Origin of the sequence: Flavobacterium sp. 38-13 (assembly GCF_001899155.1) — a bacterium.
GTDB lineage: Bacteria > Bacteroidota > Bacteroidia > Flavobacteriales > Flavobacteriaceae > Flavobacterium > Flavobacterium lindanitolerans.
In genome coordinates this window covers 18559-42339 of the sequence record NZ_MKVG01000005.1, presented here as the reverse complement: position 1 = coordinate 42339, position 23781 = coordinate 18559, and the positions used below count along the sequence as shown (strand labels likewise).

The window sequence follows — 23781 nt, the reverse complement described above, 5'->3', positions numbered from 1 at the left end:
ATCATGAATCAAAAAAATCAAAAAACACACGTTCCTTTACTAATTCTGCTCTTCCTCATCGGAAGTTGGGCAAAAGCCCAGGACAAAGTCACCATAAGCGGTACTATTGTCAATTCGCAAAACAATGAAACTCTTATTGGAGTTAGCATTTACATCCCTGAACTTCAATCAGGCACTACCACAAACGAATACGGTTTCTTTTCGTTATCCATCCCAAAAGGAGACTATACACTACAGGTTAGCTATATGGGTTTCCAGACTTCGGAAGAAAAAATTTCATTGCAACAGAATCTTCGAAAAAACATCAGCTTGGAAAGTTCTACGCAAAATCTTGAAGAAATCGTAATTACCGAAAGAAAAAACATTGCCAACATCAAAAAACCTGAAATGAGTGTCAACAAGCTTACCATTCAGGAAATCAAAAAAATGCCGGCGGTTATGGGTGAAACAGACATTTTAAAATCCATTCTCCAGCTTCCGGGTGTTACCAATGCCGGTGAAGGAGCTTCCGGCTTTAATGTGCGTGGAGGTGCTGCAGACCAAAACCTTATTCTTCTGGATGAGGCACTGCTTTACAATTCCTCTCACCTGTTTGGCTTCTTTTCTGTTTTCAATTCAGATGCTATCAAAGACCTTAAACTTTACAAAGGAGGCATTCCTTCGCGTTTTGGAGGTCGTGTTTCTTCTGTTTTAGACATCTACCAAAAAGAAGGAAACAGCAACGAATTTCATATGAACGGTGGTATTGGTGTGATTTCGAGCCGACTTTTGGCTGAGGGCCCTCTCGAAAAGGGAAAAGGCTCTTTCCTTGTAGCCGGAAGAAGTTCGTATGCACACCTGTTCTTAAAATTGACAGACAACAAGAACAGCGCCTATTTTTATGACCTGAACACAAAACTAAGCTACAAGCTTAACGAAAACAACAGCCTGTTTTTGTCCGGTTATTTTGGGAGAGACGTTTTTGACATTGGCGACCAGTTCAACAATGTTTATGGAAACGCGGTCCTCAACCTGAGATGGAACCATTTGTATTCAGAAAAACTTTTCTCCAACCTGTCTATGATTTACAGTGATTACTATTATGGACTTAAGTTAGATGTTGCCGGACTGAACTGGGATTCAGGCATTAAAAACTACAATATCAAATACGATTTCAAGCATTATATTAGCGACCGATACAAAATGACGTATGGTCTGAACGCGGTTTACTATGATTTTAACCCGGGAACCGTATCGCCAACAGGTGCTTCATCCGGAATTAACCGCGAGCAATTAGACAAAAAATATGCCCTGGAACCGGCCTTATATGTAGATGCTGAACACGAAATAACCGATAAACTTAGCATAAACTACGGTTTCCGTTACAGCATGTTCTACAGAATGGGACAGCAGGACATGAATATTTATGCCAATAACGAAGCTGTTACCTTTAACCCGGAACTTCAAATTTATGAAAAAGGCAAACCTATTGGGACAGAACATTTTGGAAGCGGCAAAACAATTGCCTCATTCGACAATCTTGAGCCGCGATTGGCCGTATCCTACCAACTGGATGACAACCAATCCATAAAAGCGAGCTACAACCGTATGAGCCAGTACATTCATCTGGTTTCCAACACGGCATCACCTACTCCGTTAGACGTATGGGCGCCAAGCGATAATTTTATCAAGCCACAGCTTTTAGACCAGGTAGCCTTAGGTTATTTCAGAAATTTCCATAATGATGACTATACATTGGAAACCGAAATCTATTATAAAAAAGTCAAAAACAGAATCGACTATATTGATGGCGCAGACCTTATTGCCAACAAGGCAATCGAACAGGTAATCTTAAACGGCAGGTCGAGGTCATACGGATTGGAGGTATTATTACGTAAAAACTCCGGCAAGCTAAACGGATGGATTTCCTATACACTATCCCGCTCAGAACAGCAGACACCGGGAAGAACCGCTCTTGAAACCGGAATCAATAACGGAAAATGGTATAGTACAGGTTATGATAAAACGCATAACCTGGCAGTTACCGCATCCTATAAATTAACCGAAAAATGGTCTTTCGGAAGTACTTTCGCTTTGCAATCCGGACAACCGGTTACTTTTCCTAACGGACAATATGAATATGGTGGGGTAATTGTTCCAAGCTATGGTGCCAGAAACGAAGACAGGCTTCCTGCCTACCATCACCTGGATGTTTCAGCAACGTATATCCCAAAACCGGATAAGAAAAAAGGATGGCAGGGAGAATGGGTTTTCAGCATCTACAACCTTTACAACCGTATGAACTCCGCCTCTATGACATTCAGGCAAAATGAAGATACCGGAAGAAACGAGGCTGTAAGACTTTCTATCTTCGGTTTTATTCCAAGCGTTACCTATAATTTCAAATTCTAATACGATACCATCATGAAAAATATAAAATATATAGCCCTGCTTTTCCTGTCAGTTCTTTGCTTTAGCTGTGAAGAAGTAGTAGATGTAGACCTTAAAACGGCACCTCCCCGACTTGTCATTGACGCTTCAATAGACTGGGTCAAAGGAACAGACGGCACAACCCAAAAAATAAAACTGACCACCACCACCGGCTATTTCCAAAATGTAATTCCTGTGGTGTCCAATGCTACCGTATTTGTTACGAACAGCAGCAACACGGTCTTCACTTTTACAGAAACTCCGGGCACAGGAGAATATATCTGTTCTGATTTCCAGGCCGTAATCGGTGAAACCTATGTCCTGACCGTTGTTCACAATGGCCAGACCTATACGGCAACCGAAAAAATGACTGCCGTGCCCGATATTACCAGAACAGAACAGAATAACGAAGGTGGATTTTCAAACGATGAAATCGAAGTCAAATTTTTCTATAACGACAATGGTCAGGAAGACAACTTCTATCTAAGCAAGTTTGAAACCAGCCGTCTTCCCTATCCTGATTATGACGTACTTGACGATAAGTTCTTTCAGGGTAATGAAATGTTCGGGCTTTTCACACACGAAGATTTCAAACCCGGAGACCAGCTTAAAATTTCTCTTTTGGGAATTTCAGAACGTTACTATAACTATATGTACATCCTGATAGGCATTGCAGAAGGAGCCGGAGGCGGTCCTTTCCAGACAACTCCTGCCAACGTAAGAGGAAATATTGTCAACCAAACCGACAAAAACAATTATGCATTAGGCTACTTCAGAGTATCTGAAAGAACCGAACTGATTTATACCATACAATAATTATTGCTCCAGAGGTAGGCCGGTTTCTGTCCAGGAATCGGTTCCTCCTTTGAGCTCTATAATGTTCTTAAAACCTTGAGCCTGCATAATTTCAACTGCTTCTGCACTTCTTCCGCCAGCCTTGCAGTACACATAAACAGGCTTTGTTTTATCTAATTTGTTGATTCGGTCTGTAAAATCCTGGTCGTAAAGGTGAACATTTTTAGCGCCTTTCAAATGGCCCTGCTTGTACTCTTTTGGAGTTCTGACATCTACCAATTGCACATTTCCTTTTTCAATTCTTTTGGAAAAAGCCTCAGGAGCAATCAATTCAGGAGATTTATTCTGCGATTGACAGGAAACAAAACTAATCAGGACAAATAAGAAAGAATATAAAATTTTCATGTTTTAAATTTTTAGGACATAAAAGTAATTTATTTTTTATAAAAGAGCTACTAAGGTTCTAAGATGCTAAGGCACTGAGGTACTAAGGCACTAAGGTACAAAGGTTATGAGATGCTAAGTTTAATAGGCTTCTAAATCTGCATAATTATTCTAATCTGTGGCTAAAAAAGAGGTGCTAAGGTTCTGAGGTGCTAAGATTAATAGACTTCTTAAATCCGCGTAATTATTTTAATCCGTGTATCAGCGTGCTAAAATAAAAGAGGCACTAAAACTGCTAAGTTTCGGAGGTACTCCGTTTAATAGACTTAAAATCTCTGTAATCATTCTAATCTGGGGCTAAAATCTAAAATCATAAATCAAAAAATCTCAAATCCAAAATCATAAATCCGAAAGGTCATAAAAAAAGGAGCAATTGCTCCTTTTTTTATTCCGGTAAAACAACGGGGCCATCCCATTCTGACATGCCGCCTACAAGATTGTAAGTAGTGGCAAAACCTAACTGTTCCATCACACTGCAGGCTTTGGCACTTCGCATTCCGGCCTGACAATAGACATAATAATTTTTAGTTTTATCCAACTCCTCCACTTCATAAATAAATCCCTGACCTTTATAGATATCTATATTTTTGGCTCCGGGAATCATTCCTCTGTTGCATTCGTCTTCGGTTCGTACGTCAAGAATCACAGCATTTTCATCTTCCTGTGCCTGTGACCACCATTGTTCTTGTGTTATATTCATCATTGTATTTAAGTTATGCCTTAATCGAACATCCGATAGCCTTGGTTTCTTTTACCGCAACTTCCTTGTTCTTTAAAAGAGCGTCTACCGCATTTTCTACATATTTTTGTTTTACTGCCTTTTCATCTCCATAATTGTCATCAATGGCACCAATATATTTCACCTGGTTTCCTTTTGATGTTTTTTGAAGGATATAAACATGAGGTGTTTTTGTAGCACCATATTGAGGATAAATTTTTTGTCCTTCATCTAACAGATACGGAAATGTAAAGCCTTTTTCTTTAGCACGCACTTTCATCAGGTCAAAACTATCGTCTTTTTGTTTTTCCGGATTGTTCGGATTGATTGCAATTACCGGATAACCCTGTTTCTTATATTTTTTGTCCAAAGCAATAATTCTGTCTTCATAAGCCTGAGCATACGGACAGTGATTACAGGTAAAAATCACAATATATCCCTTGGCATTTTTGAAATCTTTAAGAGACACTTTCTTGTTATCGATATTCTTTAGGCTAAAATCAGTCGCAATATCGCCAACCTTATAGCCCGTTGCGGCATCCATATTTTTATAAGTAAAAGCACTTACCAGTCCGGCAAGCAATACAAAAGCAAAAATTTTAATTGTTTTCATAGTAGGATTGTTTATAGTTTTCTTTTAAAATTGTTTCACTTCATTTTCAAGTTCATCAAATGAAAAACTCTTTTCATAAAAACGGCGTTTGTCACCTTTATAAATTAGCGTAGCCGGAATCGCACCACTCCAGGTAGAATCTACCTTATTAATCCAGTTGTTTGCATCCGGGTCATTCAGCAACAAAACTTCCGATTTAAGATTATGTGTTTTTATAAAAGGCAGTAGTTTGGTTTCCGCCATTTTAGGAAAATCAATACTCACCAAAAGCACTTTTACTTTTTTGTCTTTATAATCTGCATTCAACTTTTCAAAATGTGGCAATTCTTCCACGCAAGGAACACACCACGTAGCCCAAAAATTAACCACATAAGTCGTATCATTATTCCTTTTTAAGTAAGGTTCCAATCCTAAAAAACTATACGAATCGACAGAAATACCATCCTGCGCATATGTTTTTAGCGGTTTTGGCTCGGCAACAGCCTCTTTTTTCTCATCATTTTTACAGGAAACGAGCAAAAAAACGATGCCCAGAGAGATAATTTTCTTCATTTATAAAAAAGTATTTATTCTTTAAACCCAATAAAAATAAGCATTCTACACATTAGATAATTATTTTAACAAAAATTTAATCAACATTTGTATATACAATTAAAAATAATACTACATTTGTACATACAAATTTTGTAATTACAATAATGAAAATAGAAGAAATCATAAAAACAACCTCTCCTATGGCAATCTGCAAAAGAACGGTGCTGAACATTATGTATACGCAAAACGTCCTGTCAGAACGATTCAACGAGATTTTAAAAGCTTACGATTTATCGCCGGAGCAATTTAATGTCTTGCGAATCCTGAAAGGACAGAATGGAAAGCCGACCAACATGTGCGTAATTCAGGAACGAATGATTGCCAAAACCAGCAACACGACACGACTGGTCGACAAATTACTTTTAAAAGAGCTGGTTACCCGTGAAATCTGCCCGGACAACAGGAGAAAGATGGAAATAGCCATAACCGAAAAAGGTCTGGAACTACTGGCAGAACTCAATCCAAAAGTAGAATGTCACGAATCTGCCCTATCCCAAAACCTTACGACAGAAGAATTGGAACAGCTCAACTACCTACTCGAAAAATTCAGAACAATTAATCAATAAATAATAAAATGAGTACTATCATAAATAACCTTAACTGGAGATATGCAACTAAAAAATTCGATGCCTCCAAAAAAATCTCAAACGAAGACCTTGAAAAATTAAAAGAAGCGATACGATTAAGCGCCTCTTCCTACGGACTTCAGCCATACAAAGTCCTGATTATTGAAAACCCGGAATTAAGAGCAAAAATACAACCGGCTGCATGGGGTCAGTCACAAATAGTAGACGCTTCACACCTGATTATTTTTGCAAACGAAACTAACTTTGGCGATGCCGGAATTGATTCTTTTGCTGACAATATTGTGGCAACAAGAGGAATTCCTGCAGAAAGCATCCAGGGTTATGTGGATTTCATGAAATCAAAAATCTCGACACTTCCAGTAGAAACAAGAAACCACTGGACTTCAAAGCAGACCTATATTGCCCTGGCAAACCTTTTGAGCGCTGCTGCCGAATTAAAAATCGATGCAACTCCAATGGAAGGTTTTGAAGCTGAAAAAGTGAACGAAATCCTGGGACTTGACAAATTGGGATTAAACACTTCACTCATAGCAACTTTAGGCTATCGCCATGAAGAAGATGCAACTCAGCACTTCAAAAAAGTAAGAAAATCTAACGAAGAACTATTTATCAATTTATAATAATAACCTAAATTCAAATTTAAAAACAATGAAAAATTTCAAAACTATTGCAATCGCTCTTTTAGTAGCAGTCGGATCATTCTCAGCAACAGCTCAGGAGAAAAAAGTTGATGTTAAAGCTAGCAAAATCAACTGGGTTGGTAAAAAAGTAACAGGACAGCACGAAGGTACAATTGACCTAAGCAGCGGTGTTCTTATCTTCAAAAGCAACAAATTGGTTGGTGGAAACTTTACAGTAGACATGAACTCTATCTCAACTACTGACCTAAAGGCAGGGCAAGGTAAAGAAAAACTGGACGGACACTTAAAAGCTGACGATTTCTTTGGTACTGAAAAATACCCAACAGCTAAATTGGTTTTCAAATCAATCGGTAAAAAATCAGCTAATGTTTACACTGTAACAGCAGATTTGACTATCAAAGACGTTACAAATCCTGTGAAATTTGAGATTACAGTTAACAAAAACAACGCAACAGCTGCTCTTAAAGTAGACAGAACAAAATACGGTATTAAATACGGTTCTGGAAGCTTCTTTGACGGCTTAGGAGACAAAGCAATCTACGACGAATTCGAATTGAATGTAGATTTGAAATTCTAATTCCAAAACAATTATTTTTCCCAAATCCCTGTCAGAACTAACCTGACAGGGATTTTTCTTTTGGGCGAATCCCTCCGGGTCAGGCTATCCGCTCTATCTTTTGTTCCATTACATTCCACAAGAGGATGCCGCTGCTATCCTTTTCGCAGTACATTTACAGCCAAAAACTTCCGTAACTTTGCCCTGTCATAACAATAAAACATCCCATGAAAAACATACTTGTAGTAGACAATTACGATAGCTTCACTTACAATCTGGTTCATTATTTAGAGGCGTTAGACTGTAAAGTTACGGTGCTAAGAAACGACGAAATTGAGCTGGAAGAAGTCAAAAACTACGACAAAATTCTGCTTTCTCCGGGTCCGGGATTGCCTTCTGAAGCAGGTTTATTAAACAAAATCATCAAAGAATATGCTTCCTCAAAAAGCATTTTAGGCATCTGTTTAGGGCAACAGGCCATTGGAGAAGTCTTCGGTTCGACCCTAAAAAATCTTGAAAAAGTATATCACGGAACCGCTACCAAAGCAAAAATTTTGGTTGACGACGAAACGCTTTTTAAAAATATTCCGACTGAATTTTGGGTAGGGAGATACCACTCCTGGGTGGTAGAAAAGTCAGATTTGAGTCCTGATTTGGAAGTAACTTCAGTCGATGAAAACGGAGAAATCATGTCACTCAGACACAAATTTTTTGATGTAAGAGGCGTACAATTTCATCCGGAATCCATCCTGACGCCACACGGGAAACAAATTTTAGAAAATTGGATCTCTAATTAACCATTACTAATCTTATTGTTTATATAAACTACTTCAAACAATTGGACTAAAATAAATTAAACAATCATAATAGAAATTATCTATTGTCATTTTCGCAAACGTTTTTTGTTAAAAAACAGTTAAAAACAAATTAAACAATCGTTTAATTTAAACATCTGTTTAATTTTGTAGCCGTTTTTAAATGACAAAAAAATGACGGCAGATTTCAATGAAAAACAATTAGAAATCCTTCAGGTTGCCGAAGAGCTTTTTGCAGAAAAAGGATTCGACGGAACTTCGATTCGCGACATCGCAAAAAAAGCCAATATCAATATCGCAATGATATCTTACTATTTTGGCTCCAAAGAAAAATTACTCGAATCTCTCATCATCTTCCGTACCTCCGATTTGAGATTGAAACTGGAAAGTCTTTTTAGTGAAGACCTCACTCCTATCGAAAAAATTGAAAAGCTCATCGAACTTTATATTAATCGCCTAAACAAAAACAGATGCCTCTACCAAATTCTCCATTTTGAATTTTCTTCAAAAAAGAGAATCATGGATTTTAAAGTTTTTACTGATGTAAAAAAACAGAACCTGCTCTCCCTTCAAAAAATAATTTCCGAAGGACAGGAAAAAGGAGTATTCCGCAAAAACATCAATTCGGCTCTTTTGCCTCCAACCATAATGGGCACTTTTTTTCACTTCCACACCAACAGGCCTTTTTATGAAGAACTCTTCGACCTGAAAACAGATGAAGCTTACGACCATTTCATCAAAACAGAAATAATTAATCACATTAAGCAAACAATTAAAGCCTTTTTAGTTTATGAAAACTAATCCACTGTTGATGGGAATGCTTTTGATTTTGGGATTTGCAGAAGTTGCCGCCCAGGAAAAAAAGCCCCTGACACTCAATGACGCCATTAGCCTGGCCGTCACGCAAAGCAATGAAGCTGGATTGGCAGACACCAAAGCCCAAACTTCGAAGTATGAATTAGAAACCGTTAAAAACAACCGCTACCCTAGCCTGAAAATTTCCGGCCAGTACCAACGATTGACAGAGGCCAACATCAACTCAAAGATTTCAATGGGAGGTTCAGAGCCTGCAGAAGGCGGAGCTACTTCATCGCCAAAAGTAAATCAGTTGATTTTAGGGCAGGCAAGTCTATCCATGCCCCTGTTTTCCGGATTCAAATTAAAAAACAGCGTAAAAGCCTCAGAGAACAGATACCAGGCTGAGCTGCTCAATGCCAAAAACACCAAAGAACAATTGGCAATGAACACCATCATCCTGTATGTGAACCTCTACAAAGCACAGCAATCTGTAAAATTGATTCAGGAAAATCTGAAAAGCTCACAACAACGCGTGAAAGATTTCACCGCCATGGAAGAAAACGGGCTGATTGCCAGAAACGACCTCTTAAAATCGCAGCTGCAATCTTCCAATGTTGAACTATCGCTGGAAGACGCCAAAAAGAATGTCACTACGATAAATTATCAGCTGGTCAACCTGCTAAAACTTCCGGAAGGAACACAGATTTTACCGGACGAAGCCGTTTTTTCTAAATTAGGCTTCTCAGAGGCGACTTTGAACGAAAGTGACGCATTATCCAGCAGAAGTGATTTAGGAGCCTTACAATGGATGCAGAAAGCTTCAGAGGCCAATATAAAAGCTGCCGAAGGAAATTATTATCCGTCAGTATCGTTACTGGGCGGTTATGTGGCTTTTGACCTGAAAAACGTATTGGAAGTGAACAATGCCATCAATTTTGGAGTTGGCGTTTCCTATGACCTCTCTTCCATCTTTAAAAATGGTAAAGATGTAAAATTGGCCAAAAGCCAGGCTTCGGAAACCAAACAATCTGCCGATATCCTGACAGACCGCATTAAAGTAGAAGTACACGATGCACAGGAAAATTATGCCCTTTCTTTAAAACAATACAAAGTGTATCAGGAAGCCGTAGTACAGGCATCAGAAAATTTCAGAATTGTAAAAGACAAATACGATAATGGACTTTCAGACACCAATGACCTTTTAGAAGCCGACGTACAGGAACTTCAGGCAAAATTAAACGAAGCATTTTCAAAGGCAGATATTGCACAGAGCTATTACGAACTGCTAAATGTTTCCGGCAAACTAACCGATTCATTCAACATCACTAAAAACTAAATTCTTTCACGATGGAAAAGAAAAAAACCAATAAAAAGTTTACCTACATACTTATTGCGCTTGTGGCAATTGGCGCAACCTACGGAATCTACAAATACGTTCACTCTCTTTCACACGAAACGACAGACGATGCACAGATTGAGAAAAACATGAACCCGATTATTCCAAGAGTTTCAGGCTATGTGACAAAAGTATTCGTCAAAGACAATGACTTCGTTAAAAAAGGCGATACTCTTTTCGTAATTGACAACAAAGACTATCTGGTAAAAGTTGAAGAAGCTAATGCCGCTTTGATAGCAGCACAGGGCAATCTGGAAGCTTCAAAAGCAGACATAGGCGGTGCTTTGGCTAGTATTTCAATATCAGAAGCCAACATCTCTTCTGCGGGCGGTAATATCGAAACTGCTAAAATCAGGTTGACAAGAGCCACTAACGATTTCATCCGTTATCAGAATCTTTATAAAAACAGGTCTATCACAAAGCAGCAATTCGAACAGGCAGAAGCAGCAAAACTGGAAGCAGAAAGCGAATTGAAAATTTTGCAACAACAGCAAAGAGCCAGCACCTATCAAAAATCGGTTGCAGCTTCACGTTCTAACGTAAGCAGCAAACAGGCAGAAATTGCTGCGGCTAATATTAAAAAAGCACAGGCCGTACTTGATGCTGCTAAACTGAATCTGAATTATACCGTAGTTACAGCTTCTATTGACGGACAGGTTTCTAAAATAAACATACAGCCGGGACAATTTGTACAACCGGGACAATCCTTGTTCTACATTATCAACAACACCGAAGCCTGGGTTATTGCCAACTTTAAAGAAACCCAATTGAGTAAAATGGTAGCAGGACAAAAAGTAAGCATTCATGTTGACGCTTATCCTGATTATGAATTCAAAGGTACTATTACTTCATTTTCACCTGCAACCGGAGCGCGTTTCTCCCTATTGCCACCGGACAATGCTACCGGAAACTTCGTAAAAACCGTACAAAGGCTTCCTGTTAAAATCACTCTTGATGCGGAAAATGCTCCTGACAAAGTAAAAAATCTACGTCCGGGTATGAACGTTGACGTTGATGTGCACTTAAAATAAACCTCTTACCTATTGATGATTTCAGAATGTGGGTTTCACTTTCTGAAATCATCAATATAAAATCTAAATAACAATGGAAGCAACTTCAGGAGAAGACAGCTTAGTTGAATACGGCTTCAGAAGGGTTATCATTACGATTACAGCAGTGCTTTGTGCCTTGCTGGAAATTGTAGATACGACCATCGTTAACGTAGCCCTGACAGACATGCGGGGAAGTCTTGGTGCTACGCTGACGGATGTTGCCTGGGTCATTACTGCCTATGCTATCGCCAACGTAATCGTAATCCCGATGACCAGCTGGCTGTCGCAACAATTCGGCAGAAGGAATTATTTTGCCGTGTCCATCATCATATTCACCGTTTCATCATTTCTCTGCGGAAACGCTACCAACATCTGGGAACTTGTCGTTTTCCGTTTTGTTCAGGGTCTTGGCGGAGGAGCATTATTGGTAACCGCACAGACAATCATCACAGAAAGTTATCCTGTTGCAAAACGAGGAATGGCACAGGCTATTTATGGTTTGGGTGTAATTGTTGGGCCAACACTTGGACCGCCTCTGGGAGGTTATATTGTAGAAAATTATTCCTGGCCTTATATATTCTATATCAATATTCCTTTGGGTGTTATTGCTACCATATTGACTTTATCTTATATCAAAAGTCCTAAATATGGCGAAAAGCTAAAAGCAAGCCAGGTTGACTGGTGGGGAATTTTATTACTTGCCATGTTTATCGGGTCGTTGCAATTTGTTCTGGAGCACGGACAACAGGATGATTGGTTTGACGATAAAATGATTACCACTTTAAGTATTGTGAGCGTTGTAGGATTGATACTGTTCATTTGGAGGGAACTTACCTATAAACACCCGATTGTAAACCTCAGCGTACTAAAAGACGGTAATCTTAGGATTGGAACCGTAATGTGTTTTATCCTCGGATTTGGTTTGTACGGCTCCACATTAATTCTCCCCATCTATACACAATCCGTTTTAGGCTGGACTGCCTTAGATGCCGGATTATTATTAATCCCGGGGTCTATCACCACGGCATTCATGATGCCTATTGTGGGTAATCTCATCCAAAAAGGTGTACCGCAGGGCTATATGGTTGGTGTAGGATTCCTTATATTCTTTTTCTTTACGTTCTGGATGCATAATGTAATTACGCCGGATACCGGGGTAGAACACATGTTCTGGCCGTTGATATTGAGAGGAATAGGCTTAGGATTATTATTTGTTCCTATTACCACATTGGCACTATCAACATTAAAAGGCAAACAGATTGGTGAAGGTGCTGCTTTTACAGGAATGATGAGACAATTGGGTGGTTCTTTTGGTATCGCCATTATCACAACATTCATTACACGATTCAGTCAGAACCATCGTGTGGATTTGGTTTCTCACCTCAGCGCAGACAAATTGGAAGTCCAAAACAGGGTTCAACAGCTCCAACAAGGATTCATGGCCAAAGGTTTTAGTGCCAGTGAAGCACTCAACAAGGCCTATCAGGTATTGGATGTTTCGGTCATGAAACAGGCAACGGTCTTATCCTATATGGATATTTTTCTATATCTCGGTATTATGTTCCTATGCTGTATCCCAATTATCCTGCTCATCAAAAAAGGCAAAAACAAGATTAATCCGGCAGATGCCATGCATTAATATTTTTCAAGGTTATTATTTAAGAAAGCTTCGGAAATTCCGGGGCTTTCTGCTTTTTAATTAGCGTTTATTTAATATCGGCTTAATTTGCTTCCATGATTTTCCGCCTACTTTAGTTCCGGCATCAAAATAAATGCTTCAAGAAAAGCAACCAATCTTTTTATTTTATATATTTGATTGAATTTAAGATAGTTGCATTAATTTTAAAATGATTACCATGGGACTATTCGGAAAAAAAGAAAAGAAAATATTCAAGGAATTCAGCAAAAAAAGTGTAGAATACCTGACAGACATCAATAAGGACACCGATGAGCTTTTAGAAGAACTTCAGGAAAGCTATTCGGAAAACCGGTTTGCAATTCCGGAATTCATGAACCTTATCGAATCCATCAAGGCTAAAATTTCGTTCGAGGAATCAGAAAAGCTTGAGGAACTTTCCAAAAAAATTGTCCAGATAAAAAAATGTGCCAAGAAAAGTGTCAGCGCTGTAGCTGAACTTTCAAGAAACCAACGCAAGACAACCCGCGAAGCAATTCGTGAATTCAACGAGTTTGTGGAATCGTAATAATTTTAGATTTCAGATTTTAGATTTTAGCCACAGATTAGAATAATTACACTGATTCGAGGAGCCTATAAACTTAGCACCTTAGCATCTTGGATTTGAGATTTCTGATTTTAGCTACAGATTAGAATAATTGCACTGATTCCAGGAGGCTTTAAACTCAGTACCTCAGAACTTTAGTATCTTAGCACCTCTTTTTTTAGCCACAGATTAGAATAATTACACAGATTCGAGGAGCTTATTAAACTTAGAACCTTAGTATCTTGATTTGAGATTCTGATTTCTGATTTTAGCTACAAATTGGAATAATTGCACTGATTCCAGAAGGCTTAGTACCTCAGAACCTTATTATCTTAGCACCTTAGCATCTTAGTCCCTCAGAACCTTAGTACCTTAGTCCTCTCAGTACCTTTACAAAACTTTATCGCGTAAAAACCAGCTTATTACCTTTAGACAAGTTGGCATCAAACTGATAGCCTTCGTAATTAAAGCCTTTTAAATCGTCTATGGTTTCGGCATTGGTATCAATAATATAACGCACCATCATACCTCTTGCCTTTTTAGCAAAAAAGCTGATCATTTTGAGCTTGCCGTCTTTGTATTCTTTAAATTCCGGAGTAATTACAGGAACCTTTAGTGTTTTCACATCTACCGAATCAAAATATTCGTTGCTGGCAAGATTCACAAACAATTCCCCTTTTTTCAATTCATCATTCAGTGATTTGGTAATTTTCTTTTTCCAGAATTCATATAGATTTTTATTTTTTCCAACCGGCAGCTTTGTTCCCATTTCCAAACGATAAGGCTGAATTAAATCCAAAGGTTTTAGCAAACCGTATAAACCGGACAAAATTCGGAGTTTGTCCTGCAAATCATCTAATTTCTCCAATGGTAAGGAATAAGCATCCAAACCAATATACACATCACCATTAAAAGCATAAACCGCCTGACGTGAATTTTCCAACGTAAACGGAGTTGCCCATTCCTGATTTCTGTGCCAGTTCAAATCGGCCAGCTTTTCTGAAATATCCATCAACTCTGAAAGTTTTTTGGGTTTCAGCTTCTTCAATACTTTGTGAACAGTATTGGATTCTTTTAGGAAAACCGATTCTGTATGTCGGTCTGTTGGCACTGCGGTTTCAAAATCTAATGATTTGGCTGGAGAAATAACAATTTTCATTTTCTGATATTTGACTTCAAAAATACAAAATCAGGAACAGCAATTTTAGAGCAATCGTCATTTTTTATACCCAAATCCTGATTTTCCAAATCCCAAATCAATTGGTCTCTTTTTAGTATATTTGTGTAAAACCTCAAAACTCCTTTGCCTTGTACACACAAATCAATGCTAACATAAGCCGTTATGTTTCTTTTTCGGAAGAAGAATTTGCTACATTCAACTCTTTTCTGGAATACAAAAAAGTGCCTAAAAAAACCATTATGCTCCATGAAGGAGAAATGTGCAATTTTGAAGCGTTTGTAGTCAAAGGCTGTGTCAGGAAATATTACATAGATGCCAACGGTTTTGAAGTCATACTCCAGTTTGCCATTGAAAATGCCTGGGTTAGTGACATTTCCTTTAGTATTTATGAAACAAAACCCAGTCAGGTATATATTGAAACGCTGGAAGACTGTGAATTTTTAATGTTTACTCCTGAATCCAAAGAAGAACTTTTTGCAAAAGCACCCCGATTTGAAAGAGCCTTCCGTATATTGATGCAAAGAAATCTTGCCGTAACCCAAAACAGGCTGTTTCATACAATTTCCCAAACTGCAACAGAAAAATACCTTGAATTTCTGGAACTATACCCTACCATCCCGCAACGCGTTCCACAACATTATATAGCTTCCTATTTAGGAATCTCACCGGAGTTTCTGAGTAAAATCAGGGCGAGAATAGCTAAACAATAGTGGATAGTTGTTAGTGGAAAGTTTATAGTTTGTAGAATTCGGATAGATCATTTTTGATTTGAGATTTCAGATGGCAGATTTCTGGTAGCAAATATCGGAACTAAAAAGAATTTGTTTACTCTAAATATATACCCTACCTGAATACCTCCACATAAATACCAAATCAAAAATCTGCCATCTGAAATCTGCCATCTGAAATCTGAAATCTAATTTTTCTTGTCCTAGTTCAATGCCCACAAAAATTTTCTATCGGAAATTTGTCATGTAATTAAAAAGCACTGATTATGGACCGTAAAGATTTTATAAAAAAAGGATTAATGGGCACCGGAATGTTTATCACTTCTGCTGCCGTAGGCGATGTAATTAAAAATGACATTGACGAAATCAAGGAATTGGAACCACTAGGATTTAACCATTTACCAAATCCGGAGTCTTTGATTGTGGAAAATACAGTATTGCACAAAGCAGCTACCCGCGGACACGCCAATCATGGCTGGCTTGATTCAAATCATACTTTCAGTTTTGCGAATTACCACAATCCGGACAGAATGCATTTTGGTGTATTGAGAGTCTTAAATGACGACCGCGTAGATGCCGGAATGGGTTTTGGAAAACATCCGCATGACAATATGGAAATTATTTCAATTCCACTGGAAGGCGATTTGGAACACCAGGACAGCATGGGCAATACTGCCGTAATTAAAAAGGGCGATATTCAGGTCATGAGTGCCGGAACCGGAATTTATCACAGCGAATTCAATAAAAACAAAGACAGGCTGACTAAATTCCTTCAGATTTGGGTGTATCCAAACAAAAGAAATGTAACTCCAAGATACGACCAGATTTCTTTAGACGAGAAAGACCGTCATAACAAATTACAGCAGATACTTTCTCCAAATCCGGATGATGCCGGAGTATGGATTCATCAGGACGCCTGGTTCCATTTGGGTAAATTTGATAAAGGCATCACAACCGAATACAAACTGAAAAAAGAAGGCAATGGTATTTATGCCTTTGTCATCAATGGCGATTTCAATATTGGAAATATCAGCCTGAACGAAAGAGACGGATTGGGAATCTGGAGTACTTCGGCAATAGCCATAGAATCACTCTCTCAAGATGCGGAAATCTTATTGATGGAAGTTCCAATGGTTTTATAATTCATTATATTTAAAATAAAAACAACTATTTAAAAAACAAGATTATGGCAACAACAAAATGGTCAATTGACACAGCACACTCAGAAATCGGATTCAAAGTAAAACACATGATGTTTACCAATGTATCCGGAAATTTTGAAAAATTTGACGCTTCCATCGAAACAGACGGCGACAATTTCGAAACCGCTCAATTTGAATTTACAGGCGATATCGATTCTATTTCTACGGGAAATAAAGACCGTGATTCACATTTGCTAAGCGCCGACTTTTTTGACGCTTCCCAATTTCCAAAAATCAATTTCAAATCTACTTCATTTAAAAAACTAAATGAAGGAGAATACAAATTAACAGGTGACCTGACATTACATGGCATAACAAAACCTGTAACATTAGACGTTGAATTTGGAGGATTGGCAAAAGACCCTTGGGGAAATACCAAAACGGGATTGTCCGTTTCCGGAAAAATCAACCGAAAAGATTGGGGACTAAACTGGAACTCTGCTTTGGAAACAGGAGGTGTTTTGGTTGGTGAAGAAGTAAAACTTCAAATCGAACTTCAATTTATCAAACAATAATTATCTGCAAGCCTCTCTTTATTGAAAGGCTTGCTTCTTTTTCGAAAGCCATGAAAAATATTTTATACATAGGACGGCACCCGGAGATATTAGGAACTGTTATAAGACTCATCAACAACAATGAAGATTGGTTTGGCGCCGGGGCAGAAACAGATGAGGATGCGATGGAATTGTTTGAACGCATTCATTTCCACATTGTCTTATTAGGCTGTGGTATTGAACCTGAAAGCGAAGAAAAATTACGTACTTTCTTCAGAAACACCAATCCGGATTGCGTAATTGTACAACATTATGGAGGCGGAAGCGGATTGCTTACGAATGAAATTCTCATGGCTTTAGAAAATCATAACATAGCCTAAAGTTTTTGGAGTACTATTTTTCTCTAACTTTATGCTTATTAACCAACCTAAAATAACACACATGAAATTTACCAGAAATGCCAGTGCCAATTGGCAAGGAACAGGAATGGAAGGAAAAGGAACCATTTCTACGCAAAGCACTACCCTGGATAAAGCACAATTATCATTCAAAACCCGTTTTGCTGATGGAGTTGGCACCAATCCTGAAGAACTGATTGGAGCAGCTCATGCGGGCTGTTTCACTATGAAACTTAGTTTTGTATTATCGGAACTAGGATTTATACCTGAAAATTTAGACACAGTTGCCAAAGTGACGTTTGAAGACGGAAAGATAACCACCATAACTTTAGACCTTACAGCAACGATAAGCAATATTTCGGAAGAACAGTTTCAGGAGGCAGCCAAAAATGCAAAAGAAAACTGTCCGGTATCGCAACTACTCAATGCAGAAATCATTCTGAATGCGAAATTGACATAAACAATAAAGACAACTATTAACTTTGAACCGCTTCCAAAAAAGAAGCGGTTTTTATTTTTTCATTCCCTGACATAGAAATTATGAAAGTCTTTTTAAGGATACATTTTTTATCTTTGGGTATAAAAATCATCCATGCAGAAATTTTTACAGAAATATAAATCCACAATGCTATATGGCATCTCCCTTGCCCTATTGCTGTTTTTGATGAAATGGCTGGAATTCCGGTTTATGGTTATAAACCATACTCTGGAAATTTACATTGGTTTGATTGCTATTATATTTACTGCTCTTGGAATATGGCTGGCCTTAAAACTAACGAAACCCAAAAAAGAAACCATAATAATCGAAAAAGAAATCTATGTTAGCGATGCTGAATTTATACAGGACAGAAATCAGCTTGAAAAATTAAATCTGAGCAAACGCGAAATGGAAGTCCTGGAATTGATTGCCCAAGGCTGCAGCAATCAGGAAATTGCATCACAGCTTTTTGTTTCATTACCCACCATCAAATCACACTCCTCAAAGCTTTTTGAGAAACTTGACGTCAATCGCAGAACACAAGCCGTCGAAAAAGCAAAACGCCTCAAATTGATACCTTAAACAGTCATACTTTAGTTGCAAACAGACTGCTCCGGAGCAAAATCATCCTTAAGTATGACTTTTACCCCTCCAAAAAAATTCAATTTTGCATCATTGAAAATCAACTAAAAATTAAAAAAGATGAAAAAAACGATTTTGATTAACGGACTAATTGCCGGATTTATCGTCACGGCAATGATGGTAATTTCTTCGGCATTGTGCTACAACGACCCAAATTTCAAAGGAAGTATGGTTCTTGGTTATCTGGGAATGCTACTGGCTTTTTCTTTTGTATTTGTGGGTATCAAAAGCTATCGTGACAAACATAATTCAGGAGTCATTACTTTTGGTAAGGCTTTTAAAATCGGATTGCTTATTACACTGATAGCCTCAACAGCATATGTAGCCGTATGGCTCGTTGAATATTATTTCTTTATTCCGGATTTTATGGAAAAATATACGGCCCATATTCTCAAACAGGCAGCTGAAAGTGGTGCCACCGTAGCTGAAATCCAGGCCCAGACCAACGAAATGGAAATGTATAAGGAATGGTATAAAAATCCAATTCTGGTCGTAATTCTGACCTATGCAGAAGTGCTTCCCATCGGATTGATTGTTACCCTGATTAGCGCATTAATCTTAAAGCGGAATCAGAAACCGGAAAATTATACCACTGCATAAAAAAATCCCTGCTTTTGGCAGGGATTCTTTTTTCTCATCTCATCTAAGGGTTTTCTTTTCGCCATATATCGCTAAAACAGCATCATGTTGATGTCGTTGCTTTTCAAAAGCTCAAAATTCGTTTTTAAGAGATTCCTCAATTGCAAATTCTTGTCCTTCATCTTCTTTTTAAGTTCCTCCTTCTTACTGATTAGCTCTTCAGTAAAGCTCGGTTTTTGGAAAAGGTTTCTTTGCTCCGTTCCAAAAGTAATTTTCGTTTCCATTATATAGCAATTTCAAGGTTAGTGGTCTGTGCTTTTCACATCTACAAGATACAACATTTTATCTCCTCCTATGCTAATTTTAACTTAAGAGATGATTAAATAATCTATTTAACAAGAAAAGAACAGCCTTATTGACTGTTCTTTTCTTAAATTTAGTTTATTATTTCTTTATTTCTGCATCTTAAAATAGTAATCCAACGAGTGCTTTCCGCTACCATACATCAGGAAAAATACACAAACAATAAGTGTTATGAGCGATACTATCAGATTCGTCACGACCATTGGCCCGGCGAAATTAATCAGTACGGCTCCAATCAAAATTGGCAGCTGCGCCCATATAGACCATCGCGTCAGGAGTCCGAATACAATCATAATACCTCCCATAATATGGGCAGCAACTACATAATGATAGATAAACATACCCCCATCAAAATTTCCCAATGGAGCAAGTAAATCAATAAGCCTGTGGCTTTCTTTGATAAATGTTACTCCCTTTAAAAACAGGAATACCCCCAAAGCAATCCTTAAAATGTCAATTGGATAAGAAGTATGGGAATTGGCCCATTTGTTCAGCTTTTTAATTTTTATCGTTTCCATGACGAGATAATTTAGAATTACCTATCTAAATTACTAATATTTAAGTACATAAATCATCTTTTTAAGATTAATTTTATGAATCACCAAAGCTGTTTACTAAAAATAGTTTCTGACAAGCCTACATATACTTTGCGGCTCTGCGTCTTTGCGTGAAAATGTTGCTCGCAAAGACGCAGAGCCGCTAAGTCCGTAAGAGAATATATTATCAGAAATAAAAAAGCAACGCTAAAACGTTGCTTGCTTTTTAATCTTCTTCTTCGACTGTATGTGAATTAGAATAAACCCGCCATTTTGCAATACATTCTTTCATGTCCTCCGGGAGTTCTGTGTCAAAACTCATAAACTCTTTTGTCGTTGGGTGCATAAAGCCTAATGTTTTTGCATGCAGTGCCTGTCTTGGCAATATTTTAAAACAGTTATCAATAAACTGCTTGTATTTTGTAAATGTAGTTCCTTTTAATATCAGATTACCACCATAACGTTCATCATTGAAAAGTGTATGCCCTATGTGTTTCATATGGACACGAATCTGATGCGTTCTTCCCGTTTCCAACTTACAGGAAACCAAAGTCACATATCCAAAACGTTCCAAAACCTTATAATGGGTTACCGCATGTTTTCCTTCTCCGTCCGGAACTACAGCCATCTGCATTCTGTCTTTGGCATGTCTGGCGATATCTCCGATAACTGTACCTTCATCCTCTGCTATATTTCCCCAAACCAGAGCAACATACTCTCTTTCTGAAGTTTTTTCCTCAAACTGTTTAGCCAGAAAAGCCATAGCCTGATCGGTTTTGGCAACAACCAAAAGCCCGGAAGTATCCTTATCAATCCTGTGAACCAATCCCGGACGCTCACTGCTGTTCAATGGTAAATTCTCAAAATGATACGCCAAAGCATTCACTAAAGTCCCGGTATAATTTCCATGACCCGGATGAACAACCAGGCCTGCAGGTTTGTTGATTACTATCAGCGCCTCGTCTTCATAAACAATATCAAGCGGGATATTCTCGGGCAGGATAAGATTCTCAAAAGGCGGATGTGATAACAGAACCCTTACAACATCAAAAGCTTTTACTTTGTAATTCGATTTTACCGGAACATCATTAACATAGATATTCCCTGCCGTAGCGGCCTGCTGTATTTTATTTCTTGTCGCATTTTCAACAAGATTCATCAAAAACTTATCTACACGCAAAGGCGATTGCCCTTTGGCTGCCTCAAATCTGTAATGCTCAAACAATTCGTCATCTAACGCCTCGTCTGCAATCGGATTGTCTATCATTCTGCCGTTTCTGTATCTGTATTTTTAATTGTATCCGTTTCAGACTCTTCAAATCCTACTTTTCCATCACCCAAAACCAAATCAATTTTGGATGCTTTTTTCACTTTGTCTCCAACTTTTAATTTCTTGCCGTCAGCATACATTTCCAAAACCATATCTTTTCCCAGATAAGGCTTGTATGTCTTTTTACCCACTTCAAGACCTAATGCCATAAGAGACGACTCTGTCTGACGCAATGTTTTTTCAATCAAATCCGGCATGGTTACCATTCCGAAATCCGCTGAATTTACTTTGATATAAATTTTTCTGCCATCTTTTACTTTCGAGCCTGGAAGCGGATCCTGCTGAACGACTGTATATTTTGGAAAATCTTTATTATAATCCACCGTATCCAGCAAAACATACTCTAAATTAAGCTCATCCAGCTTTTCTTCAACTTGCTGCTCTGTCAGTTTTCTCAAATCCGGAACCGTGATTTCGTTGCCATGGTCAGTAGCATAGCTAAGCCATTGCAGTAGTAAAAAAACCAATACTATTACAATCCCAAAAGCCAGTAAAAGCTGCTTGAAAAAAGATTTGCTGGTAAGATATTGTCTTAAAGTCATAAAAATTACATTTCGTGCAAAGATATAAAAATACTAAAGGTTTTTAGTTTCAATAATTAGTGATATTTTTGTGAGAGGTTTCGGCAGTTAGCAGATGGCGGTTTCCTGTCTGCAGACTAAACTTTTGATGTTAAACTGTCTAAAATCTGCAATCTTTAAATCCAAAATCTTATATGAACATAGCCGTTGTAATGGGTGGATATTCTGACGAATCAGTAATATCGCTCCGTAGTGGTCAGCTAATCCTTAACAATCTCGACAAGAATAAATACAAAACGTTTGAAGTTCATATTTTATTGGATGGATGGAACGTAATAATAGGAGAAGAAAAATTCCCGATTGATAAATCTGACTTTACGTTTACCCAAAATGGAATAAAGACAAAATTTGATGCCATCGTCAATACAATTCACGGAACTCCCGGCGAAGACGGGCATATGCAGGCATATTGGGAACTTTTGGAAATTCCGTATTCCGGATGCAATTTTTACCAGTCAGCACTGACATTCAATAAAAGAGATACCTTATCCGTGCTTTCAAAATTTAACATTCCAAAAGCAAAATCTATTTACCTTTCCAAAGGCGATGCGATTAATGCCGAAGAAATAAAAGCTGAACTTGGCTTGCCGTTTTTTGTAAAACCAAACCAATCCGGAAGCAGTCTTGGGGTTTCCAAAGTAAACGACTTATCTGAATTTGACAAGGCCCTGGATTTTGCTTTTGCAGAAGACAGCGACATATTAATAGAGTCCTATTTAAAAGGTACCGAAGTATCTGTTGGTGTACTCAATTACAAAGGAGAAACAAAAGTTTTAGGTTTAACCGAAATTGTTCCCCATAACGACTTTTTCGATTACGAAGCCAAATACCTAGGCAAATCTGATGAGATTACACCGGCAAGGCTATCCGCAGAAGTAGAACAAAAAGTAAGAGAAACGGCCGCAAAAGTGTATGAGGCTCTTGGTATGTCCGGTTTTTCCAGAACTGATTTTATTGTAATGGACGGAATACCTCATTTTATTGAAATGAACACCAATCCGGGATTATCCGGGCAAAGCATCTTTCCACAACAGGCCGCCTATGCTAAAATTGCCTTTTCGGACCTTTTGGACAATGAAATTGAACTGGCCTTAAAAAGAAAACTATTATGGAGAAAATAGCCGTATTTCCGGGTTCGTTTGACCCTATAACTCTGGGGCACTATGACATCATCAAAAGAAGTATTCCGCTTTTTGACAAGATAATTGTGGCAATTGGTGTCAATGCCGATAAAAAATATATGTTTTCTTTAGACGAAAGAAAACGCTTCATAGAGGAATGTTTCGAAAACCATCCTTCTGTTTCTGTTACGACATATGAAGGTCTGACAATTGATTTTTGTAAAAAAGTAAATGCAAAATTCATTTTAAGAGGCTTAAGAAATCCGGCCGATTTTGAATTTGAGAAAGCGATTGCACATACAAATCGTAAGCTTTCAAAAATCGAAACTGTCTTTTTACTGACTGCCGCCAATACTTCTTATATCAGCTCAAGCATTGTAAGAGATGTTATCCGAAACGGAGGAGAATACGAATTGTTAGTTCCGGATTCTGTTAGAGTAAAATAAAAAAATCAGTGATTTTTTGCCGCTGATTTCTCAGATTCTCACAGATTTTTATTGGGCTCTATG

At 38.0% G+C, this 23781-nt stretch carries 29 protein-coding genes; 20 read left to right on the top strand and 9 right to left on the bottom strand.

From position 1 onward, the window contains the following. Nucleotides 1–3: 3 nt before the first annotated feature. The gene (locus tag BGO88_RS01945; RefSeq protein WP_286705760.1) at nucleotides 4–2391 is read left to right on the top strand and encodes a TonB-dependent receptor; all 2388 of its coding nucleotides are present in this window, start codon (nucleotides 4–6) and stop codon (nucleotides 2389–2391) included. 12 nt (nucleotides 2392–2403) lie between these two features. After that, nucleotides 2404–3225 carry a DUF4249 domain-containing protein gene (locus BGO88_RS01940; protein WP_277014742.1) on the top strand — a complete coding sequence of 274 codons (822 nt, stop codon included), beginning with the start codon at nucleotides 2404–2406 and terminating at the stop codon, nucleotides 3223–3225. Here BGO88_RS01940 and BGO88_RS01935 read toward each other — a convergent pair whose 3' ends face one another. The 4 genes from BGO88_RS01935 to BGO88_RS01920 all read right to left on the bottom strand — a co-directional run bounded on the left by BGO88_RS01935 (nucleotide 3226) and on the right by BGO88_RS01920 (nucleotide 5531). After that, complete coding sequence (locus tag BGO88_RS01935; protein WP_286705759.1) at nucleotides 3226–3609, bottom strand: rhodanese-like domain-containing protein; 384 nt, start codon at nucleotides 3607–3609, stop codon at nucleotides 3226–3228. It abuts the gene before it with no gap. A gap of 424 nt (nucleotides 3610–4033) precedes the next feature. Beyond that, nucleotides 4034–4348 carry a rhodanese-like domain-containing protein gene (locus BGO88_RS01930; RefSeq protein ID WP_082482263.1) on the bottom strand — a complete coding sequence of 105 codons (315 nt, stop codon included), beginning with the start codon at nucleotides 4346–4348 and terminating at the stop codon, nucleotides 4034–4036. A gap of 13 nt (nucleotides 4349–4361) precedes the next feature. Next, nucleotides 4362–4979 carry a thioredoxin family protein gene (locus BGO88_RS01925; RefSeq protein ID WP_286705758.1) on the bottom strand — a complete coding sequence of 206 codons (618 nt, stop codon included), beginning with the start codon at nucleotides 4977–4979 and terminating at the stop codon, nucleotides 4362–4364. 24 nt (nucleotides 4980–5003) lie between these two features. Then, nucleotides 5004–5531 (bottom strand): TlpA disulfide reductase family protein, encoded by a 528-nt coding sequence (locus tag BGO88_RS01920; protein WP_286705757.1) that lies wholly within the window; start codon nucleotides 5529–5531, stop codon nucleotides 5004–5006. Nucleotides 5532–5677: 146 nt separating this feature from the next. Between BGO88_RS01920 and BGO88_RS01915 the strand changes: the two genes are divergently transcribed. From BGO88_RS01915 to BGO88_RS01875, 9 genes are all read left to right on the top strand, one after another. Then, complete coding sequence (locus tag BGO88_RS01915) at nucleotides 5678–6139, top strand: MarR family winged helix-turn-helix transcriptional regulator (RefSeq protein WP_286705756.1); 462 nt, start codon at nucleotides 5678–5680, stop codon at nucleotides 6137–6139. Between the two features lie 8 nt (nucleotides 6140–6147). Continuing rightward, nucleotides 6148–6780, top strand: a complete 633-nt coding sequence (locus BGO88_RS01910; RefSeq protein WP_273237452.1) for an NAD(P)H-dependent oxidoreductase — start codon at nucleotides 6148–6150, stop codon at nucleotides 6778–6780. A gap of 28 nt (nucleotides 6781–6808) precedes the next feature. After that, nucleotides 6809–7378, top strand: coding sequence for a YceI family protein (locus BGO88_RS01905; protein ID WP_056073849.1), 570 nt, complete (start codon nucleotides 6809–6811; stop codon nucleotides 7376–7378). A gap of 206 nt (nucleotides 7379–7584) precedes the next feature. Then, nucleotides 7585–8154: an anthranilate synthase component II gene (locus BGO88_RS01900; RefSeq protein WP_286705755.1), complete on the top strand. Its 570-nt coding sequence runs from the start codon at nucleotides 7585–7587 to the stop codon at nucleotides 8152–8154. Between the two features lie 192 nt (nucleotides 8155–8346). Continuing rightward, entirely contained in the window at nucleotides 8347–8973 is a 627-nt protein-coding gene (locus BGO88_RS01895; RefSeq protein WP_101472434.1) for a TetR/AcrR family transcriptional regulator, read from the top strand. Further along, nucleotides 8963–10306 (top strand): TolC family protein, encoded by a 1344-nt coding sequence (locus BGO88_RS01890; RefSeq protein WP_286705754.1) that lies wholly within the window; start codon nucleotides 8963–8965, stop codon nucleotides 10304–10306. The genes BGO88_RS01895 and BGO88_RS01890 overlap by 11 nt, the downstream gene beginning before the upstream one ends. A gap of 11 nt (nucleotides 10307–10317) precedes the next feature. Continuing rightward, nucleotides 10318–11397 (top strand): HlyD family secretion protein, encoded by a 1080-nt coding sequence (locus tag BGO88_RS01885; RefSeq protein ID WP_286705753.1) that lies wholly within the window; start codon nucleotides 10318–10320, stop codon nucleotides 11395–11397. A gap of 73 nt (nucleotides 11398–11470) precedes the next feature. Beyond that, on the top strand, nucleotides 11471–13057 hold the full coding sequence (locus BGO88_RS01880; protein ID WP_056073857.1) for a DHA2 family efflux MFS transporter permease subunit: 1587 nt from the start codon (nucleotides 11471–11473) through the stop codon (nucleotides 13055–13057). 217 nt (nucleotides 13058–13274) lie between these two features. Next, the gene (locus tag BGO88_RS01875) at nucleotides 13275–13622 is read left to right on the top strand and encodes a hypothetical protein (RefSeq protein ID WP_143395042.1); all 348 of its coding nucleotides are present in this window, start codon (nucleotides 13275–13277) and stop codon (nucleotides 13620–13622) included. A 418-nt stretch (nucleotides 13623–14040) separates the two neighbouring features. On the opposite strand, the gene yaaA is transcribed toward BGO88_RS01875, so the two are convergent. Continuing rightward, nucleotides 14041–14799 (bottom strand): peroxide stress protein YaaA, encoded by a 759-nt coding sequence (gene yaaA, locus BGO88_RS01870; protein ID WP_286705752.1) that lies wholly within the window; start codon nucleotides 14797–14799, stop codon nucleotides 14041–14043. Between the two features lie 149 nt (nucleotides 14800–14948). Here yaaA and BGO88_RS01865 point away from each other — a divergent pair, with 149 nt between their 5' ends. From BGO88_RS01865 to BGO88_RS01835, 7 genes are all read left to right on the top strand, one after another. Then, nucleotides 14949–15530, top strand: coding sequence for a Crp/Fnr family transcriptional regulator (locus BGO88_RS01865; RefSeq protein ID WP_056073862.1), 582 nt, complete (start codon nucleotides 14949–14951; stop codon nucleotides 15528–15530). 440 nt (nucleotides 15531–15970) lie between these two features. Beyond that, nucleotides 15971–16690 carry a pirin family protein gene (locus BGO88_RS01860; RefSeq protein ID WP_286705772.1) on the top strand — a complete coding sequence of 240 codons (720 nt, stop codon included), beginning with the start codon at nucleotides 15971–15973 and terminating at the stop codon, nucleotides 16688–16690. 44 nt (nucleotides 16691–16734) lie between these two features. Next, on the top strand, nucleotides 16735–17265 hold the full coding sequence (locus tag BGO88_RS01855) for a YceI family protein (RefSeq protein WP_056073866.1): 531 nt from the start codon (nucleotides 16735–16737) through the stop codon (nucleotides 17263–17265). A 50-nt stretch (nucleotides 17266–17315) separates the two neighbouring features. After that, nucleotides 17316–17624: a hypothetical protein gene (locus tag BGO88_RS01850; RefSeq protein ID WP_101472436.1), complete on the top strand. Its 309-nt coding sequence runs from the start codon at nucleotides 17316–17318 to the stop codon at nucleotides 17622–17624. 61 nt (nucleotides 17625–17685) lie between these two features. Next, nucleotides 17686–18102 (top strand): OsmC family protein, encoded by a 417-nt coding sequence (locus tag BGO88_RS01845; protein ID WP_286705751.1) that lies wholly within the window; start codon nucleotides 17686–17688, stop codon nucleotides 18100–18102. A 132-nt stretch (nucleotides 18103–18234) separates the two neighbouring features. Continuing rightward, nucleotides 18235–18702 (top strand): response regulator transcription factor, encoded by a 468-nt coding sequence (locus tag BGO88_RS01840; RefSeq protein WP_101472437.1) that lies wholly within the window; start codon nucleotides 18235–18237, stop codon nucleotides 18700–18702. Nucleotides 18703–18822: 120 nt separating this feature from the next. Further along, complete coding sequence (locus BGO88_RS01835) at nucleotides 18823–19362, top strand: DUF4199 domain-containing protein (RefSeq protein WP_101472438.1); 540 nt, start codon at nucleotides 18823–18825, stop codon at nucleotides 19360–19362. 71 nt (nucleotides 19363–19433) lie between these two features. Here BGO88_RS01835 and BGO88_RS01830 read toward each other — a convergent pair whose 3' ends face one another. The 4 genes from BGO88_RS01830 to BGO88_RS01815 form a co-directional block, all read right to left on the bottom strand. Then, a complete protein-coding gene (locus BGO88_RS01830; RefSeq protein WP_056073874.1) occupies nucleotides 19434–19625 on the bottom strand; it encodes a hypothetical protein in 192 nt (63 codons plus the stop codon). A 168-nt stretch (nucleotides 19626–19793) separates the two neighbouring features. Continuing rightward, nucleotides 19794–20222, bottom strand: a complete 429-nt coding sequence (locus BGO88_RS01825) for a DoxX family protein (protein WP_056073875.1) — start codon at nucleotides 20220–20222, stop codon at nucleotides 19794–19796. A 244-nt stretch (nucleotides 20223–20466) separates the two neighbouring features. Beyond that, nucleotides 20467–21507 carry an RluA family pseudouridine synthase gene (locus BGO88_RS01820; protein ID WP_286705750.1) on the bottom strand — a complete coding sequence of 347 codons (1041 nt, stop codon included), beginning with the start codon at nucleotides 21505–21507 and terminating at the stop codon, nucleotides 20467–20469. Then, nucleotides 21504–22112 carry a PASTA domain-containing protein gene (locus BGO88_RS01815; RefSeq protein WP_273237472.1) on the bottom strand — a complete coding sequence of 203 codons (609 nt, stop codon included), beginning with the start codon at nucleotides 22110–22112 and terminating at the stop codon, nucleotides 21504–21506. The genes BGO88_RS01820 and BGO88_RS01815 overlap by 4 nt, the downstream gene beginning before the upstream one ends. A gap of 173 nt (nucleotides 22113–22285) precedes the next feature. Between BGO88_RS01815 and BGO88_RS01810 the strand changes: the two genes are divergently transcribed. Both BGO88_RS01810 and coaD read left to right on the top strand, forming a co-directional pair. Further along, nucleotides 22286–23272, top strand: coding sequence for a D-alanine--D-alanine ligase (locus tag BGO88_RS01810; RefSeq protein WP_286705749.1), 987 nt, complete (start codon nucleotides 22286–22288; stop codon nucleotides 23270–23272). Beyond that, complete coding sequence (gene coaD, locus BGO88_RS01805; RefSeq protein ID WP_056073884.1) at nucleotides 23260–23718, top strand: pantetheine-phosphate adenylyltransferase; 459 nt, start codon at nucleotides 23260–23262, stop codon at nucleotides 23716–23718. The genes BGO88_RS01810 and coaD overlap by 13 nt, the downstream gene beginning before the upstream one ends. Nucleotides 23719–23781 lie beyond the last annotated feature (63 nt).

Bases quoted from the DNA above. Each gene is read 5' to 3' on its own strand.
- BGO88_RS01945 (WP_286705760.1), top strand. From the start codon at position 4: ATGAATCAAAAAAATCAAAAAACACACGTTCCTTTACTAATTCTGCTC.
- BGO88_RS01940 (WP_277014742.1), top strand. From the start codon at position 2,404: ATGAAAAATATAAAATATATAGCCCTGCTTTTCCTGTCAGTTCTTTGC.
- BGO88_RS01935 (WP_286705759.1), bottom strand. From the start codon at position 3,609: ATGAAAATTTTATATTCTTTCTTATTTGTCCTGATTAGTTTTGTTTCC.
- BGO88_RS01930 (WP_082482263.1), bottom strand. From the start codon at position 4,348: ATGAATATAACACAAGAACAATGGTGGTCACAGGCACAGGAAGATGAA.
- BGO88_RS01925 (WP_286705758.1), bottom strand. From the start codon at position 4,979: ATGAAAACAATTAAAATTTTTGCTTTTGTATTGCTTGCCGGACTGGTA.
- BGO88_RS01920 (WP_286705757.1), bottom strand. From the start codon at position 5,531: ATGAAGAAAATTATCTCTCTGGGCATCGTTTTTTTGCTCGTTTCCTGT.
- BGO88_RS01915 (WP_286705756.1), top strand. From the start codon at position 5,678: ATGAAAATAGAAGAAATCATAAAAACAACCTCTCCTATGGCAATCTGC.
- BGO88_RS01910 (WP_273237452.1), top strand. From the start codon at position 6,148: ATGAGTACTATCATAAATAACCTTAACTGGAGATATGCAACTAAAAAA.
- BGO88_RS01905 (WP_056073849.1), top strand. From the start codon at position 6,809: ATGAAAAATTTCAAAACTATTGCAATCGCTCTTTTAGTAGCAGTCGGA.
- BGO88_RS01900 (WP_286705755.1), top strand. From the start codon at position 7,585: ATGAAAAACATACTTGTAGTAGACAATTACGATAGCTTCACTTACAAT.
- BGO88_RS01895 (WP_101472434.1), top strand. From the start codon at position 8,347: ATGACGGCAGATTTCAATGAAAAACAATTAGAAATCCTTCAGGTTGCC.
- BGO88_RS01890 (WP_286705754.1), top strand. From the start codon at position 8,963: ATGAAAACTAATCCACTGTTGATGGGAATGCTTTTGATTTTGGGATTT.
- BGO88_RS01885 (WP_286705753.1), top strand. From the start codon at position 10,318: ATGGAAAAGAAAAAAACCAATAAAAAGTTTACCTACATACTTATTGCG.
- BGO88_RS01880 (WP_056073857.1), top strand. From the start codon at position 11,471: ATGGAAGCAACTTCAGGAGAAGACAGCTTAGTTGAATACGGCTTCAGA.
- BGO88_RS01875 (WP_143395042.1), top strand. From the start codon at position 13,275: ATGGGACTATTCGGAAAAAAAGAAAAGAAAATATTCAAGGAATTCAGC.
- yaaA (WP_286705752.1), bottom strand. From the start codon at position 14,799: ATGAAAATTGTTATTTCTCCAGCCAAATCATTAGATTTTGAAACCGCA.
- BGO88_RS01855 (WP_056073866.1), top strand. From the start codon at position 16,735: ATGGCAACAACAAAATGGTCAATTGACACAGCACACTCAGAAATCGGA.
- BGO88_RS01850 (WP_101472436.1), top strand. From the start codon at position 17,316: ATGAAAAATATTTTATACATAGGACGGCACCCGGAGATATTAGGAACT.
- BGO88_RS01845 (WP_286705751.1), top strand. From the start codon at position 17,686: ATGAAATTTACCAGAAATGCCAGTGCCAATTGGCAAGGAACAGGAATG.
- BGO88_RS01840 (WP_101472437.1), top strand. From the start codon at position 18,235: ATGCAGAAATTTTTACAGAAATATAAATCCACAATGCTATATGGCATC.
- BGO88_RS01835 (WP_101472438.1), top strand. From the start codon at position 18,823: ATGAAAAAAACGATTTTGATTAACGGACTAATTGCCGGATTTATCGTC.
- BGO88_RS01830 (WP_056073874.1), bottom strand. From the start codon at position 19,625: ATGGAAACGAAAATTACTTTTGGAACGGAGCAAAGAAACCTTTTCCAA.
- BGO88_RS01825 (WP_056073875.1), bottom strand. From the start codon at position 20,222: ATGGAAACGATAAAAATTAAAAAGCTGAACAAATGGGCCAATTCCCAT.
- BGO88_RS01820 (WP_286705750.1), bottom strand. From the start codon at position 21,507: ATGATAGACAATCCGATTGCAGACGAGGCGTTAGATGACGAATTGTTT.
- BGO88_RS01815 (WP_273237472.1), bottom strand. From the start codon at position 22,112: ATGACTTTAAGACAATATCTTACCAGCAAATCTTTTTTCAAGCAGCTT.
- BGO88_RS01810 (WP_286705749.1), top strand. From the start codon at position 22,286: ATGAACATAGCCGTTGTAATGGGTGGATATTCTGACGAATCAGTAATA.
- coaD (WP_056073884.1), top strand. From the start codon at position 23,260: ATGGAGAAAATAGCCGTATTTCCGGGTTCGTTTGACCCTATAACTCTG.